This window comes from Oribacterium sp. FC2011, assembly GCF_000701645.1.
Lineage (GTDB): Bacteria > Bacillota > Clostridia > Lachnospirales > Lachnospiraceae > Oribacterium.
This window is the reverse complement of record NZ_KL370810.1, coordinates 35,276-52,404: the sequence shown is the minus strand read 5'-3', so window position 1 is coordinate 52,404 and position 17,129 is coordinate 35,276. Positions and strand designations below refer to the sequence as shown.

14 protein-coding genes are annotated in these 17,129 nt (G+C 35.8%); 1 reads left to right on the top strand and 13 read right to left on the bottom strand.

Going from position 1 to position 17,129, the window contains the following annotated elements; translation table 11 throughout:
- Nucleotides 1-691 precede the first annotated feature (691 nt).
- The 10 genes from T357_RS0118630 to cas6 all read right to left on the bottom strand — a co-directional run bounded on the left by T357_RS0118630 (nucleotide 692) and on the right by cas6 (nucleotide 11,553).
- A complete protein-coding gene (locus tag T357_RS0118630) occupies nucleotides 692-2,944 on the bottom strand; it encodes a TIGR03986 family type III CRISPR-associated RAMP protein (RefSeq protein ID WP_031556057.1) in 2,253 nt (750 codons plus the stop codon).
- Nucleotides 2,945-2,959: 15 nt separating this feature from the next.
- Nucleotides 2,960-3,334, bottom strand: a complete 375-nt coding sequence (locus T357_RS0118625) for a hypothetical protein (protein WP_031556054.1) — start codon at nucleotides 3,332-3,334, stop codon at nucleotides 2,960-2,962.
- 1 nt (nucleotide 3,335) lies between these two features.
- Nucleotides 3,336-4,691 (bottom strand): RAMP superfamily CRISPR-associated protein, encoded by a 1,356-nt coding sequence (locus tag T357_RS0118620; protein ID WP_031556051.1) that lies wholly within the window; start codon nucleotides 4,689-4,691, stop codon nucleotides 3,336-3,338.
- Entirely contained in the window at nucleotides 4,684-6,267 is a 1,584-nt protein-coding gene (locus tag T357_RS0118615) for an RAMP superfamily CRISPR-associated protein (RefSeq protein WP_031556049.1), read from the bottom strand. Before T357_RS0118615 ends, T357_RS0118620 begins: the two co-directional genes overlap by 8 nt.
- A complete protein-coding gene (locus T357_RS0118610) occupies nucleotides 6,264-6,845 on the bottom strand; it encodes an RAMP superfamily CRISPR-associated protein (RefSeq protein WP_031556047.1) in 582 nt (193 codons plus the stop codon). Before T357_RS0118610 ends, T357_RS0118615 begins: the two co-directional genes overlap by 4 nt.
- A gap of 1 nt (nucleotide 6,846) precedes the next feature.
- Nucleotides 6,847-8,409, bottom strand: a complete 1,563-nt coding sequence (locus T357_RS0118605) for a Cas10/Cmr2 second palm domain-containing protein (protein WP_031556045.1) — start codon at nucleotides 8,407-8,409, stop codon at nucleotides 6,847-6,849.
- A 58-nt stretch (nucleotides 8,410-8,467) separates the two neighbouring features.
- Complete coding sequence (locus T357_RS0118600; protein WP_031556044.1) at nucleotides 8,468-9,433, bottom strand: hypothetical protein; 966 nt, start codon at nucleotides 9,431-9,433, stop codon at nucleotides 8,468-8,470.
- Nucleotides 9,434-9,449: 16 nt separating this feature from the next.
- Nucleotides 9,450-10,073, bottom strand: coding sequence for a TM1812 family CRISPR-associated protein (locus T357_RS0118595; RefSeq protein ID WP_031556042.1), 624 nt, complete (start codon nucleotides 10,071-10,073; stop codon nucleotides 9,450-9,452).
- Nucleotides 10,074-10,115: 42 nt separating this feature from the next.
- A complete protein-coding gene (locus tag T357_RS0118590; RefSeq protein ID WP_031556040.1) occupies nucleotides 10,116-10,475 on the bottom strand; it encodes a hypothetical protein in 360 nt (119 codons plus the stop codon).
- A gap of 157 nt (nucleotides 10,476-10,632) precedes the next feature.
- On the bottom strand, nucleotides 10,633-11,553 hold the full coding sequence (cas6, locus tag T357_RS0118585) for a CRISPR system precrRNA processing endoribonuclease RAMP protein Cas6 (protein ID WP_031556036.1): 921 nt from the start codon (nucleotides 11,551-11,553) through the stop codon (nucleotides 10,633-10,635).
- Nucleotides 11,554-11,721: 168 nt separating this feature from the next.
- Between cas6 and T357_RS0118580 the strand changes: the two genes are divergently transcribed.
- The gene (locus T357_RS0118580) at nucleotides 11,722-14,259 is read left to right on the top strand and encodes a TM1812 family CRISPR-associated protein (protein WP_031556032.1); all 2,538 of its coding nucleotides are present in this window, start codon (nucleotides 11,722-11,724) and stop codon (nucleotides 14,257-14,259) included.
- 60 nt (nucleotides 14,260-14,319) lie between these two features.
- On the opposite strand, the gene T357_RS0118575 is transcribed toward T357_RS0118580, so the two are convergent.
- From T357_RS0118575 to T357_RS0118560, 3 genes are all read right to left on the bottom strand, one after another.
- A complete protein-coding gene (locus T357_RS0118575; RefSeq protein WP_155991576.1) occupies nucleotides 14,320-14,934 on the bottom strand; it encodes a hypothetical protein in 615 nt (204 codons plus the stop codon).
- 101 nt (nucleotides 14,935-15,035) lie between these two features.
- Nucleotides 15,036-15,905 (bottom strand): transglutaminase-like domain-containing protein, encoded by an 870-nt coding sequence (locus T357_RS0118570; protein ID WP_031556025.1) that lies wholly within the window; start codon nucleotides 15,903-15,905, stop codon nucleotides 15,036-15,038.
- A gap of 223 nt (nucleotides 15,906-16,128) precedes the next feature.
- The gene (locus T357_RS0118560) at nucleotides 16,129-16,959 is read right to left on the bottom strand and encodes a TIGR02452 family protein (RefSeq protein ID WP_031556022.1); all 831 of its coding nucleotides are present in this window, start codon (nucleotides 16,957-16,959) and stop codon (nucleotides 16,129-16,131) included.
- Between the last annotated feature and the right edge of the window lie 170 nt (nucleotides 16,960-17,129).

Sequence of the window (17,129 nt, the reverse complement as noted above, 5' to 3'; positions counted from 1 at the left end):
CGTGTTAATGCCCTAGGTCGGGCGTCAGCCTTTTCTACACTTGGTGTCCGGAATTGGCTCTATGAGCGGCTCCGTAAGGCTGATTTAAGACATCTATGTTAAATATTCTACAATGTGGTCGTTTTTATGCTTGTATTTGGTGTCAGGCTGAAAACACCGGATTTTTTCAAGTTTTTACACAACTAATAAAACCTCGAATAACCCATCCAAAGCACCTAACCACTTATGTACGCATCCCTGAAAAACCGATCAGTCTTCTTACTTTCACTAAATCTCCAATCGTTTCTGCAGATACCCTGAACCAAGTCAGTGCACCCATCCACTATGAAGACTCACCTCCTATTAAGATGAACCTCTTCAATCTTCACCTTATATCATCAGCTACACTCTGATTCACCTCCATAATGGCCATTTTGCCGGAAGCTTTCCTCGGAATCAAAACCTATCCTCTGATATCAGTACGTTTGTTTATTAAATTTTATATTAGTATTCTTTATTAAGCAATAACTAATTTACAAGCATAATGCTTATGGTTATCAATCTCTAGACAATCCTTTAATACTGAATAAAGGTAATAACATGAGGTGCATTATATCCTGCGAAAGAGGATATAATGCACCTAAGAATTATACCGGCGCATGATACACTTGCTGAATTTATAGTTTAAAATAAATCAGCGAATTACATTTTATCATGAAATAATATCATCAATTTTAGGTAGTGTTGCTTTATTATTTTTTTGTTTTCTGAATTCTTCCAAACTCATATAGCTTACTTTTTCATTTGAAGGAATCTTCGTCGAATTTTTCATCGAAAGGAGTGCCTTGATACTTGGGTTATTATCCCATGTGGTTTTGAGCTTGCCGTTAAGGAACTTTTTATACTTATTGATATAATCATCAGCATCCTTATTCGCAAAAGGATTTAGATCAAAATCATTTAAATCATATCCTTTTGTTTTTTCAAAACAGCGTAATTGTATATCCTTAATTTGTATTGTCCCAAAACCATAAGATTTTGCTTTTCCTATATTCATCCAGCAGTTATTTTCTAATTTGATACTCCATAATATCAATCCTAATTCATTCTCTGTCAGATTGTGAAAACGAATAGTTCCTTCAAAAACACTTCCTGTGTTAAGAGCCCTTATGGTTGATCCAATATTATTATTGTTCGACTTGTTTGGATTCTCTCTCAAAGTCCAATTTTTTGAACAATCTGATAGCCAATATTGTTTGATACCTCTAAGATTAAAATCATTGTTGTATGTCTTTCCATTTTCAACATAATTAAGATATGCACTAGGTTTAGGTTCGCCTAAAACAACACCGGCTTCCGGACATTCTCCGGCATCTTTTATTATCGTTGCATCCGTAAAAGAAACTCTTGACTTATATGCTTTATTATTATCTGTATCTGTATAGCCAAATAAAATCTTGCAAAGATCTTTATTACCGGTTTTTTTGCTCTTTGGGAATCCGTCTTTTATTTCATGATTATAAAATATTCTAAGCCTCGGAGTAAAACCAATATATTCTACATCATCACCAGATTGAATGTAGAAAACGGGACGTTCTATACCAGACTCCGGCAATGAATAGTATGCCTTCTTTTCTTTATAATCCGGAGCGTCGGGATTCTTTGATGATCCTATCAATTGATTCTTCCGACGATTAAAATCTATCTCGAACTCTCTGATCACTTTATCTTTTACTGAAATCTTTACGGTTTTAACATGATCTATCGGAATGATATACATTATCTTTTTTTCCTGCATAGCACCGGAAGATACAAGATAACCTTTTCTACTGTATTCCCCAGTCTTACCAACAGATGTAACCAGTCTTCCTTTTGATTCAAAAGATACAAGTCTATAAAATGGATGGTATACTTCATTTAGATAGTCTTTAATTTTATGTTTCTTATTTTCAAAAATCTTCTTTATTCTGTTTAACTCTATTTTATATGATTTAAAATCCTTTTCTTTAAATGTTTCTATCAATTTATTTATTTCTGCTACACCCTCGTTAAATAATTTCTCATCAGGCATACTAACATAGTGATTTTTAATTATGCGCTCATTATTTACCATTTCATATTCTTGATATTCATAAAATATATTATTAATCTTATGTTGTAATAAATATGGATTTTTTTTAAAATAATCAAATTTTGAGGGTTTATTGTCTTTTTTTGATTCTTGTATAGCTGAAATAATCGTTTTTTCACTAATCGGATAATAATTCATCTTTTCAAGATCTTTAAACGATGAATCTTTTTCAACAGGATAAATGACATAATTACCATCTTCATTTTTTAAAATACCTGCTTCAACATTAGTAAGAACGCTTATATTATGACCCTCTATGGGAATAGGTTTTGTTCCTAATATTTCATTATAATATTTTTTATCAACACCATTTGCCACTTCCCTAAACATCAGCTTGTAATTATCGATATCATCATCGACGTCTGACATACCAAGTATTTGCGCATTACTACGAATCATACCTCGTATGGAACTTCCGGGAATTGCGTATTCTCCATAAGAATTTTTATAAAAATGTTCCTGTTTATTCCCATTGCCGATAAAAATAGGCGTTTTAGCTTCAATTTTATATGACACTTCACCTGAAAGAAGCTCAGAAGCCACCGAATCGTGCGAAATCTCTTCGCCATCTAAAATAATCTCAGGAAAGGGGATGAAATTATATGGAGCATAAGCAGTGAAATCAGAACCCCTTTTATTTCCTCTATTATTATCTTTTCTATCTCTTTGAGATGATCTTTCTTTCTTCATTAAATCATCAATATTTTTTTTATTCTTTTCTTCCTCTTTTTTATCGCGTTCTTTTTTTGCTGCTGAGGCTTTATCCGGATCATAATCATTGGTTTCCAAATTCAGTCCTGCCAACATAGAAAAGTCATTTAATCTTATATTCATCAATAGACCTCACTTTCAATTTAATCCTTCCACATCAGATAAACATGTTGCAGAAATAAAGGTCTGTCCATCATCGTCAGTATCCAGGTATTCCCTCACTGTAATTGTACCGTTTCCAAACACATCTTTCAGAGCATACTTTTTTTCGATATAGTCAGCATTATTTTCTTTTGTTCTGACTGCTCTCATCTCATCACCATAATTAAACAAATGCAGCTCTTCATCCGGCTTAAAGAATCTGGCCTCGTTAAATGAACACTTATTATTTTCCCAAACATCCGGTGTTAAACCAAATCTTATTCCTGAATTAGTATAGATGATTGCATATGGAAAGTTATCAGCCTCAGAAAGTGCAACATCTTTATTTATGATTTCTCTGATAACGCCCATTTCATACCTCCTGTTTCAATAATTTCAAAGATTCCATTGCTTTCTTGATTATGCTATCCCTATCATCCATCTCTGCTTTTCCTGTCTCATCGTATGATATACACATTTTTTGACCGGTTCCTGTTTCAACCTCAATCTCATCAGTTTTTATAAATCCTTTTCCTATATTGTAACCACTACCAAGTGAATAAGTTTCCGCTGCCAGATCTCTTAATGCAAAAATAAGAAGTGCAAATGTTTCATCACTGTATCGATTATCACTTATCTGTATTTCTATTTTAAGCTTTCCATGAACGTTCTTTTCCGAAAAAAGATTTCCGTTGATAACTGCTCCGGAAAACTTATCGATATGGATACGATTTCTGACAGGTGATTTACTGTTTGATTTTTTATCACCTACAACTATATCTCTGAACGATATATTCCCAACATAACCGGAGATACCTTTATCTTCTGCACGACCAAATGCATGATAGATCACATCTTCAGGAAGCCCGAGATACTTTCTGATCATATTCATCCTGTTTCGTACAGCACCCTTTACAGAGCTTCCGGGAACGATGTATTCGTCAAGAGCATTTCTTATATTTTCGGCATCGGGAGAGTCTGAATCATAAATTCTGGACGATATAGCTTTTACAAGCATTTCCCCGTCTGTTTTTCCGGAAAGATGTATGGTATAAGCCATAGAAGATTTCTTTTCTTTTATTTCAAGTTTCTTCTCATTGTAAGACTTTCCTACTTCCCATGCAGATCTTGCTGTCTTATCTTTCATGTCATACCGGGAATATTCAACATTATCTATATAGATAACACCACAGCCGTTGCTCTTCTGTCCTCCAAACCGGATACTTCCGTTATTAATCTCAGAAAAGCACTCTGAAAGATTATCAACGTATGATTTTACTGAACGAATAGTTATCTCAAATTGAAGCTCAGCTCCCGTACCTACATACTGCATTTCAAATTTGTGACCTGAAGCAATTCCCTCGCCCTTTGTTTTACTTGAAGAAACGGTTCCGGTTGCCGGATCCAGTGCAAGTCTCGGGCGTATTTCAACCTTGACAGTTCCGCCTGATGTAAGGAATTTTCCATCAGAAAACTTTATGAGACTATCAGGCATCTCAGCATTGGCTATGGTACCGAACAGTTCACAGGCAGCTTCGCGGCCGAATTTCTCTTCATAACAACTTCTGAAGACCCCGGCTAATCCTGTTGCAGGAATAAATGGCTGATTGCTTTCCTCGTCTAAAAGTATATATCCTTTATCTTTATCACCACTTCCTATATGCATAGGTTCAGCACAATGCGCTTTGATGATAAATTGCTCAATCATTGTGTAAAGGGCTTTATCCATTGTATTTCTCCTTCCTGTTACTATGATCTATCATCTCAAGCAACATTTGGATCCTGAACTGCTTCCATTCCGTTTCATCATAAATATCCTTAACGGGTATACCGAGAATTGTTTCCTGTCCTTTTGTGCCAAACAGTATTTCCGGAACATCATTATTGATCACAGTTCTTATTTGTTTATTCAATGACTTAACATCTTTTGTACCTGAAAAGACTTTCATGTCATCGGCTTTCTTTTCACTATGTTCCATATAGTCTTTTAACTGTTTAACCGCTTCATCCGGATTGAACTGGTTAAGAGATGCTATGGACCTGATTGTTCCAATCTGGCTTCTTTTTAATTTGCCAAAATTCAAAGGATTACTGTTTATATAATCCATTAATGCACTGTTCAGTTTCTTTCTGAGGATACCTTTGGCAGCTACCTTTAAAGTACTTCTGTCATCAGCAGTAAGCTCAGTATCTTTACTATGTTCTATACCTGTATTTCTCTCTTCAATTCTGAACGCTTCCTTGAATTTGATGTCATCATAATTTTTAACAAAGATAACCCGACCGAATCCTTCATTTTTTCTGATTCCTATTCCGTCATCGTAAAGTTTTTTGACTCTGTCTTTCTGTATCTCACCATCAAACTCAAGTTTAAACATTGATCCCATTTCATACATCTTTACTGATGGTACATGAGTTTTCCATGTTCTGTTAAAACCACGAACATCTACAACCGATGAGGATGCAAGGGCTATCTTCAGGTTTTTTATTCCCAAAGCTGTCTCAAGAGATGAAATATCGATACCTACATTCTCACCATATTGGTTAAGCATGGTTCCATGAGAAAGAAGCATCATATATTGAGGTGCTTTCAGATTTCCGGATTCTGCAAATGTTTCTGCGTCTGTTGAGTCACACTCTTTAATATCTATTATTTCTGTATGGCCTAAACCGCTCCACTTACCATTTCCAAGATATAATGAATCATGCTCCTTTATCCTGCTAAGAGTATCTTTGATCTTATCAAAGAGCACTTCATCTTCAACCTTTATATATCCGGTAAATATCCTTCCTGAAGGAATATACTGAATTCTGAAAACGTTTTTCTTTATTCCTGCCTCGCGTCCTATGTTTATTTTCAGATCAGCTTCCAGATTGAAATTGGACAAATACTTTATGGTATCACCATCAGGATAGCAATATCTTCCCAGACCTGCTCTTTTTTTCCCTTCCTCCACTTCTCCGGTTTTAAGTACATTTTCGATTGGCTTTTTCCCTTTTACTTCCTGCTTATCTTCGTAAAAACCTTTAACAGAAGGGATGAGCTCCTTAATTCCATCAGAAGAGTACGAACTTGGGTAAGCATTTATAAAGCTCACTTTATCGGAGAGTATTTCATCTATACTTTTCTGAAGCTCCTCAGCTCCTTTCATTTTCTCATTCTTTATTATTTCCGCAATTAATGCACCCCTCATGGAAGAACCGGGAATAAATGTAAGTGTTTCTGTCTGTCCACTCTGACTTACACTATCATCCGATATGCGAAGTGGTTCGATATTTTTTAATTGTATTCGTAAATATTTCATCTGGATGCCTCCCGGACTATTTCAAATCCAACACGTCCAAAGCCTCTGTTCCGCATACTTCCGATCCATTTAATTAAAGAAAGGACCTCTTTAACAGTTTCTTCCTGTTCCTTGCTGCAGGTGATATTTCCATATAGAGTGATACCCTTTTTTAAACATCTGGCCTGTCTTAAGCTTCCTTCCTTAACCATACCGTTATCATTGTCTATGGCAGTAAATGTTCTTACAGTGGTAAAAGCTTCATTGACCTCATTGGCAGATAGTCCTTCTTTTCTTATCACATTTTTTACAGCTTCTGACAATTCAAAATTTGTAAATCGAAGCTTTGTCTCATCTGCATCAGAACTAAAACCATTGCTGCCTAAAAGATTAAAAAGTTCTTTTTTTACTTCATCCTCTGAGCAATCATTCCAGTATAAAAGATTTGAGTATTCTTCCCTGAATATACCCTTGAGAGATCCACCCTTATAATATGGAAATCCCTCCCTGTCAACCAGGATAGTGATATCTTCAGCACCCGGCACTGACTGTCCACTTCCAATGATCGTATCTGATATAATATTCATTTTTATTCTCATATCATGCCTCCAATGGATTGATCGGAATGAATGTATCGATCATTTCTATTGCATCAAAGAGTATTGATCTTTTAACTCCGTCAGCTGTCTCAATTACCACCTTGCGCTCCAGACCTTCCCCGATTCCTATACCTTTGATTTCAGGCTTTGTATAAGTACCCTGATATGCATCCAGGGCAAGCTCATTCATCAAATTCTTTTTCAGATATGTATAGGTAGACTTTTCGCCCTGTTTAATCGCATTTCTAAGACCTTTAATCTTTCCGCTTGCATATCCGATATTACCATCCTGAATACTGCATATGGTCTTCTTGAAATACTTATAATCTCTGGACGGATCTTCTTTTATCACACTATCATCACCGCAAACAATATATGGACGTAATTCCATACGGCTTCCGTCATCGCATAAATAGTCATGTCTTACTTCATCTAGGGTGTCAGAAAGTTCACCGTATTCTATATGCCAGTCAATTGCCGAGTTTCCTGCAGCCGCATCCGGTCCCGCAACAGTTGATATGTACTTTTTCGCATTACTGCATAGTAATTCCGAAAGCTCGTATGCTTTATAGAAAGGATATTTTTTATGGACTATAGCAACACCGGCACATGCCGAATATCCTTCACCATCCACACTATTTTTCTTTGTGGACAGTTTCTCTATAAAAATCCTTGCACATTCAAGACCCAAATGTCCTTCAGTAACAAAGCAAATGTCATCTCCCGCAGTAATGATACGTTTTACCGGAAAATAAAACATACCTTTATCCTCTACCTCTTGGAGCTGAAGTTTTCCCAGCTTCCCTTCAGGACTGATATGCTCCGCAATTTCTTCACACATTTCTTTAAAGGAATTTTTGAAATCTGTATCTATGGATGTACTGAATTTGTCCAGTTTATCTTTTGCAGATGCCCAGTCAGAACCGATTTTTTCCATTATTTGAATAGTTCTTTTACCCATGGAATTTCCATCAATGTGAACTACTGCAATAAAGCTGTTATCTCCGTCCTTTACAGTTAACCTTTCAAATTCGAAAGCTCTTCTAAAACCTTTAGGAGAAAGTTCTTTATCAATTATTTCTTCTTCAGGAATAGAAATATCAATATTCTTGCCATTAACTGTAATAGGTTCAACTGAATTGTTCTCTGTATTAATTTTTTCTATGCCGAAGCTTCCCTGATGAAATGAAGCAGATCTGATGGATTTTTTCTTTTCCAGTTTTTGGCTCAATTCAAGAAGCTTGTCCTTTGGTTCACCATCCGCATCAAGATAAGTGCCAAATAATTCAAGTCCGGGATATCGTTCCATAGCTGCCTTAGTAACTATTGAAATGAATTCCTTTGCAGATTCTTCATTTTCAAAAATAAGAACAGTGTGTCCTCCGCCCGAGTACACAAGGTTTTTGTCAGCATAATCATTCTTCGCAACTTCCTTAAAAAACTCAGGTGAAGTTACATGTGCTATAACAGCTGAAGCTTCGATATTCTTTCTAAGCTTATTACTCGAAAATATATATGCCTGTTTTTGTGATACCTCAAGTATAACCAGATATTTGGATGCCATTTGTCCTCCTCATTCGTGACAGTACAGTCTGTGGACCGTACTGTTTTCATCATTCAAATCAATTTAATTTGGTTTTACAATCATTAAATGAAAACATTTCTTCATATCTTTCATATTCTATATTCTCTTTATAGAATTCATAAAACTTTGCCCTTTGTTGAGATATGGCTCCGTCTGATACATCCATTCCCTCATATTTTTTTAAATATGTTTTTATTACACCCTGCTTAAGCGGCAGTTTAGCCTCAGATACATCTTCCGGATCTTCATCGGAAATATCACACAATTTCTTTAATGGCGAACGTAATATAGCAGCTATCTCCCTGCATTTATCCAAAGTATAATAATCCAGAAATTCATGCTTCAAGGAGTCGATCAATTCTCTTTCATGTTGATATTCTTCATCAATAACACCTTCATGACAAAGTATAGATACCGCTTCCGTATGAAACATCCTTTTGTACATCATACTTTTTTCATTCTTGCTTTTCCCTGACAAATAATCTTCGAGACTCAGCATAATCGTGACAGCATGAAGCAAAGTATTGTCTATACCATCTTTTCTTATATAATCACCGTATTGATCAACCTTATCACGTACAAAATCCAATTCTTCTTCATTCTGATCTTCACCAAATTTATCTTTAACAGGTGCACTAAGAAGATTAGAAGCGGCAAATTTATATACTTTTTTTTGAACGCCTTCTGCTGTGTACCCATCTGTGTCATCTAATATTCTATGTCCATCCCAATCTTTTTTATAATCATATTTGCTACTATATTCCAGATATTTATCTACATAGTCCCCTAATTGCTTTTTTGATGGATCATATTTTTCCCAATATCGTTCAAAAAATGTTGACAATGCATCAAGATATTTATTATTACTATAGCAGTTATAAATAGCGACAAAAATCTTGTTTTGCAATTCTCTGCACATTGTTTCGTTTTTTATATCCCGTTTGCCCCATTGTCTTCCAAGCTCATTTAATATTTTATTATTTATTTTATTATTCACTGACATATCACAGGCCCTCCCATCAGACATTCAGTGAAGCCTGTATGATATCCTTTGCATTCTTGATCTTCTTCGGAGCAAGAATATTGATCAATTCATTGACCTTGACAAGCGCAGTCATATCAAAAATCCTGGCTGCCTCATGGTCTCTGTTTTCACGATTGATCTGCCCGTATACGATGCAGTCAATAGAAATATTCTTCATTACACGATATGCATACTGGATTGCCATCATAAGGATCAAAGACAATGTTTTTGTTCCGTATGTCATGCATGCATGAAGGGCATCATCATCTGAAACATAGTCTGTGACCTTCTGGAAATTTTCAAGTTCGGTTCTCACGGAATCATCAACCGGAACTGTTATCGTCTCAACACCTTTTGGGCATGTGATATTCTTATCTTTACATATCTCCCTGATTTCATCTTCCAGTACTTTGAAATTCCTTCTACAATCTTCGTTATCTGTCAGGATCGCGATAACACGGATCTCATCTCCTTCCTCTGCGTATCCGTTTATCACATTAATGATCGGAAAATGTGTTTTCTTATTGTATGTCAGTCTTTCATTCTCCGCAGGTGAATAATCATATGCAGAAAACTTCTCCGCAGGCTGTAATGGGACACATGTAAAAAACTTTTTCATTATTAATTCCTACCTTTCGTTATTTGTTTTTAATCACTTGTATTAATATTTCCGGAACTTCACGAACTTGAATACAGAGGATTTTTTGCAGCTGCCGTCCTCTAAGATTTCGGTTGTTGTCATCCTTTCCGAACAGGCTGAAATACAGTTAATACCCAACTCTTTCAATTTATTAACCAAACTATACGTAAGCGTAAATTCACCCTGAACCATAGCCGCTTCCGGTTTATATTTTTTCACTTCTTCAGCATAGTCTTCAGCAAGTCTTTTTATCTCTGTTTCAGTACTCTGTGCTGATATCATCGGAAATGGGATATCTTTGATTTCACCATATATGTGTGCTGCTTCTTTTTGACTTTCATCCCAGACATCTGATGGATGGTTTGATAAATTAACGATCATAATTTTTCTCCTTTTAAAAATTGTTTTGATGTTTCCTTATATCCTTATATCCTTATATCCATCTGAAATCACAGATATTTAGCGATGTCAAAAAAATTATTATTTTTGCACAAGATTTGTTTTTGTTGTCATAAATGTCGTCTATGTTTTAAATACATTATTCACCACCACTCATAATTGTATATTTGCCAAATCCAAAGCTCGTATTCTTCCCTATATGTATCAGTTCTCCCGCAGCAAGAAGCTCTTTCGCATACTGATCTATTTCTTCTATGTCTGCATATCCCTTTATTCCTCTAAAAGTCATCACCTTTTGATGTGTTGAGGAATACCTGGAAACACTGCTTTGTTTAACGTCTGAATCAGTCAGTAAGGGGATATGCCCGTTCAGATCGATTCTTCCGGTATCATTCCCCTCAAAACAATTCAGAATATAAACTCGTCTTTCAATTGCACGCATTATAGCTTCTATATCGAACTTTTTTAAGAATTCCGAGTTATATTTCAAAGTCAATGGAGTATGGAACATGAGTCTTGCGGTTCCGTTGATCTTTTTACATCTATAATCTACATACTCCCGGATTGACATCGTTTCAAGTGCGTTCATGTGTACCATAGTTCCATCGAAAATTATCTTACCCTTGGAATTGGTGACCTCGGAAACAATAAATTTTGATTTATCCTTACCGATTCCGGACATGCCAAGATATTGAAACGCCTGAAGATATAAACCAAAAAATGCAATATTTCTTCCAAATAACAACAGATTAAACATGAGTTCGTCTCCGGATTCGAAATAATCTGAATAGTCCTCACATTCTATAACGTATCCAGCACTATCCCCTTCTGTCATAAAAGTGGGCTGTATCTTCATCTGAGAATACATCATCTGCCTTACTAAACAATCAGGATTGAAATCACAGTTCTCACATTCTCTGCTTCTTACACAATGCATCCTTAAAAGCATCTCACCCATGCCACCACGCAATGCAGAAACTTTGTTTTCCGGCCATTCAGATGACACGGTAATGTTTAGATTAAAATGTAATTTTATGTATCTTATATTAAATATCTTCATAGTTATTTTGACGCATTCTTAATAAAAAATATGAGTGTTTACCTTATGTGCTTGAACCATTTATACAATTGTCATATTGCCCCATTTAATTTTATAGTAATTATGCACAAAGTCAATGGAATGTGTTAAGATAAAGGTTATGTAACTATTATGTAAGGAGAAATTGTAATGGATGAAGCATTTATTCACGATTATGTATGCAAAACTCTAAATGAGTATCATTTAAAGGAAGCATCCCTGAAAAATATATCAGCTTATGTAAAATTCTGTTTGATATCAAACCATGAGGGCAATCCTGTACACTTTGGATTTATGGTGCAAACAGATAAATATATAAAAGGCTCTTTTATTCATGATTTTTTAAAAATTCTTAGAAATGTTGTATCTTCATCATTTACCGGCTTGGTTGTCAGCGAAAGGGAACTTTTGGACAAGCACCCGGATATATTCAATAAACTAAAAAGTAACAGTGTTCTGTTCATACAGGAATGCGAAGATTCTCCCATGACAGAATCCGAGGAAAACACTTGGAAAACTATCGCCGATTTATTTAGAGAACATTCTCATGTTGTTCCTGTTATGATGGCATCAGATACCATTATCGAAAACCGATTCAAAGGGCATGATGATCTTTTCTATCGCATATTCAGATATAAAATCTATTCAAAAAATACTTTAAATATCTCCGAAGTCGAAAAAGAAACTACTGAGATTTTACTCAGTCATGATTTGACGATGGATAAAGCATTTGAACAGGAAATCCATGATTATATAGAAACTGTTTATGATAAAGCAGATCTTAAAGGTTTTGATTTTGTCAGTGATCTTATTGACCGCATCATAGGGCAATATTACAGAAAAGATCAGATGGATGGTATACTCGATTCTTCCTGCGTACCTTTTTACAAAAAAAGTGTTTCTTTTGTTCCTGCAGCAAATTCTCCATCTCAGGAAACATCACTTCCTGAAGATGATCCCGGAACCGTAGATATAAAAGACTATGTTCCCAAAAGCCTTGATGATTCAACTGATATTGAGGTAAAGAATGTTTTACTTCTCGCCCTCAGTACATTTCCATATAACAGTCAGATGAAAGAATTCACGTATGAAGGAACATATGCCGGAACCAATTATTCAGGATCATACTTCTATCAAATGGAACCGGTTGTTGACCTTTTGACTAAGCACCTTTCAAAAAAAGGCGAGCATATTGATGAAATCATAATTCTTTCAACAAAAGAGACGGAAGAAACTGTTGAAAACATAAGAGTTGTCACAAAAGATAATAAAACAAACACCGTTATCATGTCTGACAGAGAAGAACCAACACGTATTTCTCCGTTAGATTACTTTGTATATTGCGTAAATAAAAGAAACAGTGAAAGGAGTACCAAATTCAGCATTCACGATTGTTCTTCGCTCGAAACCAGTCATATTGCAGAAACCATCCATGAAGTTCTGACGAAATTACGAGAACACAGTAAGGCAAAGGTATATGTTGATATACATGGCGGTCCCAGAACCACACAACAACTTGTCAGCAGCATCTTATCTTTATTACACCTGGAAGGAATAGGAATACTGTCAGACAATGTTTTTAATGTCAGAATCGACAAAAACAATACTTCATACGTTGAAAATGCCGGAAACACATTTAGGATCATGGATTTTGTTTCAGGAATGAACGAATTTATGGCTTATGGAAGAACAGATTCTCTTGAACGTTTTTATAAGAATGAAAAAAAACTATCACATACCAATGAAGATAATATAGAGAATACCAAGTCCGAATTGGAAGCAATCGAAATATTTAAAAAGATCGCTTCCGGTATTCAGCTTTGTGACATAACTTCATTTGAAAACGGTTTAAAAAATCTTAGAACATTCAACAGTTCCATGAGTAAAACAAGCAGTTTTTTATCTATTTTCTGGAATGATGTTGAAACCAATTACAAAGGTCTTCTGAACCCCGGGGAATCCAAAGCAAGTGTACTGGATGAGATAAGATGGTGTATTTCAAAAGGCTTTTATCAGCAGGCTCTCACACTCATTGAAAGTAGAATGCCGGAAGAATTGATCAACGACAAAAAGATAATCAATATACAGAATAATTCCGGATATAATCCTTCTTTACGAACTCCGGTATCCGATTTTGACTTAAAGAGGTTTAAATGCAAAATAATTAATTCCAATAAGCCAGATTTAGAGCTGGAAAGAATCCTGAACAATAATAAACTTCCCTGGGGTACCATTGTCAACTGTTTATTTGAACGTTGGGCAACAAGCTGTTATGTTATCAACACAAAGCTAAACAAAGAAACCGGTCGAAACGAAAAAATATACCTTGACTTGAAATCAAGTTTTGATTTGCTCCAGAGACAAATGAGAAATAATATTAATAACCCTCAAAACATGAAGATATATATTAATTCGCTTGATACTTCACTGTGTGGTTCTAATCCTAATAACTATCTATATTTTGAAACAAAAGAGGATCCTTCACACAAAGACTCTGTCAAGCTGCGTATATCTCCTGTGCGTAGGGATATTAAACCTCAGCTTGAAAAATTCATGTGTCTACACATGACATTAAAGAATCAAAGAAACAGCTCAAACCATGCTTCTGATGATTCATATACACTGGAGGTCATTGAATGGGCATTAAGAGCCTATGTTACGCTTGCCGAAGAATGTTTTTATAAATAATCTGACTCCCAAAAGCCACGGTTAACCTACTATCTGATAGTTAGATGATCGTGGCTTTTCTCACCTCCCTCCATCTACTATATTCAGTCTACTGATATCATTTTTTCTTATAAAAAGACATACATACGGTACCGGTTTCCCGTCTTTTTCTTTATCAAAAGCGACATTCTTTATTTTCATGTACGGCTTAGCCACATTTTCTATCTTTATATTTACAGGCACATCACAATCCCCCTTTTCAAGATACATTAAGACTTCTCTTTTTATGTCTTCAAGATATCTGAATTCAAACCGGTCTTTATTCAGGTTTATATAGTATTTACTCTCTTCTGTTACTTTACCGTCTGAAGGATTGTATGGGATCACTCTCATTCTGTCATAATCCCTCTGGGAAATGATAAGGACCCGACGCCGCACCGGAAAGCCCACTATGCTCATTTTATAGTTTCTAATATACGGAATTACTACATTCTCCTTTATAACTACTCTGAGGGGTTTATCTTCTTCGTTTCGGAACACATAGGAGTCCGGATACATTCCTCCCCTGTCTCTGCCCATTTGAAACACATCTTTTTCTATATTAACCTCTTCGACTTCAATGGATGGCTTGTTTCTCATAGTAATGCATATTCCGGCGATAAAACTAAATACCAGTATAATAATTGACAAATTCATATGCTTATATCCTTTCTTTTTTTCGGATACTGATTAATTTCTGTTTCCTTAACTCATAAAGCTTCTCTTCGGCTAAAAAGACAGCATACTATTACAAGTTTTTAAATATAGAATTCAAGCTCAAAGGTTGTATAACGCTGCGGCATAAACAAAACCTGACTTGATGTTACATCTATATTGTATGGTATTCCTCCTATAAAGAATGTTGCCCAGGCGTGAGGTCCCCCATTAGCAGTTCCAATAGAAACTCTTGATGTGATACCGTCCATACAGGCCAGTTCATTTATAAGCATTGCCTGCCCTTTACAAATAGTCTTACGAGTATTGACCGCATCGTAATAACACTTTAACATCAGGTCTAAATCCAAATCACAATAAGCTTTCTCGTACTCAACATTGTCATTCACCCAATTTGCGATATTAAGGGCTGTATCCATCTCACTTCCTCCCTTCAGGGCTTCAGCCAGTGCTTTTACCTGCAATACACAGCTTTTGTATCTTTCGATATCTGAAGGTGTAGAATCTTTAATCTTTGTTGCAACCAGGTTATATCCTTCGGTAGACCTAATATTCATGGCCATCAGTTCATAGACAAAGCCATAATAGTAGTTGTAATAATTTACAAAGTTTTCGCAATCTTCCATAGTGCCGGTATATAAGATGAGCAGCTTACCACTGTTGAACCTGTTACGCTCAATCATGTCGAAAGCTTTGTACACATAACCGTCAAGAACATCATTCGATGTACTCACATAAGTTCTTTTCAGAATAGAACTTATAGGCTCACCCTCGATATCTACAGATGACACTTCTTCACCTATAATTTTAGGCGTACCGATATGACCGTTATATATAAAGTCAGTGCTCAAAATCGCAGCATCCGCATGTGTTACATTAAATGAAAATACTAGCACCATACTCAACATAGCTAAAACCAGGGCAGCAAATATACTTTTATTATTGTTTTTCATCCTTATTTCTCCTTTTGATCTGAAAATATAATTTGATTACTATCTACTTATATATGCACTTTCAGATCATAGGAATTTAGCGATGAACAAATCTTTTTTAGCTAAATGTGGATTGATTGCTAATCCTTCAAGGCCCGTGCTTTGAACATTTTCATAATCAACATAAAAGTATCTCATACTCTTCCTCACGTATAACCGATTGGAATTCCAACCGGTTATCTCCTTATTTACACAAAGGTCTCAAAACTCTTTCAAAGGTTCTGTAATTTGTTTCATCTTTTTGATTACTGTACACTGCGTATTCTATGTGTTTAAAGGCATGAAGATAATCCTCCAGCACATTTTTGTTTGCCCGTGCAACCACTTCCGGACTATTGCAAAATGCTCCACATCCAAAGGCCCCCAGCACGATAGCCTCTGCTCCTTCCGATAATGCAGCTTCAAGGATTCGTCTCAGTCTCTTTTCATGCAATGCAAGAAGGTCCTTATCCTTCATGACTGCCCGATGTGGGTTGTTGCCGCCGTTCCCCTGCAACTTCGGTGCTGCACAAGTTATGACATCAACGTTATACCAGTCTTTTTCCGGCATCAGTACCGGGTTGGAAGTATCCGTCTTGAATACAGTAACATCCGGAGTGTAGATAATATCATCATTATGGATTGGATCATGTGCGTCCCTGTGAGGCTTGTAAAAGCCTTCCCACATCTCAGGTGTGTTGATACTGAAATATAATCCTGAGCATCTGCATAGACATTCTTCCTGTGCTCTCGCTCCATTGACTACACCTCCTCCCGGAGTTGTGGCCGAAGCAAAGTTATGTACGACAGTTTTGAGCCCTTTATATCCTTTTGCGGCTTCAAAAGAACGTTTCTTTGAAACTGTAACTTTCGCCGGTTCCTCATACAGATTTCTGTTCTGTTCAGGAATGTTATCCGTTTCTCTGATCAATTTCTGCCCGGCAGTTGCATTTTTAACTGATGCCTTCAGCTTCTCGTTTGTTTTGCATAGTTTTTCTGTGTCTTCAAAGACTCGTATATTATCTTCTCTACCCATTTTATGATTTCCTTTCACTTACTCGATCAAATGTTATACAGCAAGTATAAGACCCTTGGGAAACCTTGTCATTTAACCATAAGTTTAAAATATTATCTACATTTCATTTTTTAGATATCCTGTTTTTTCATTATCTGTGCTATAGATACAGAAATTATAACAATGAATTA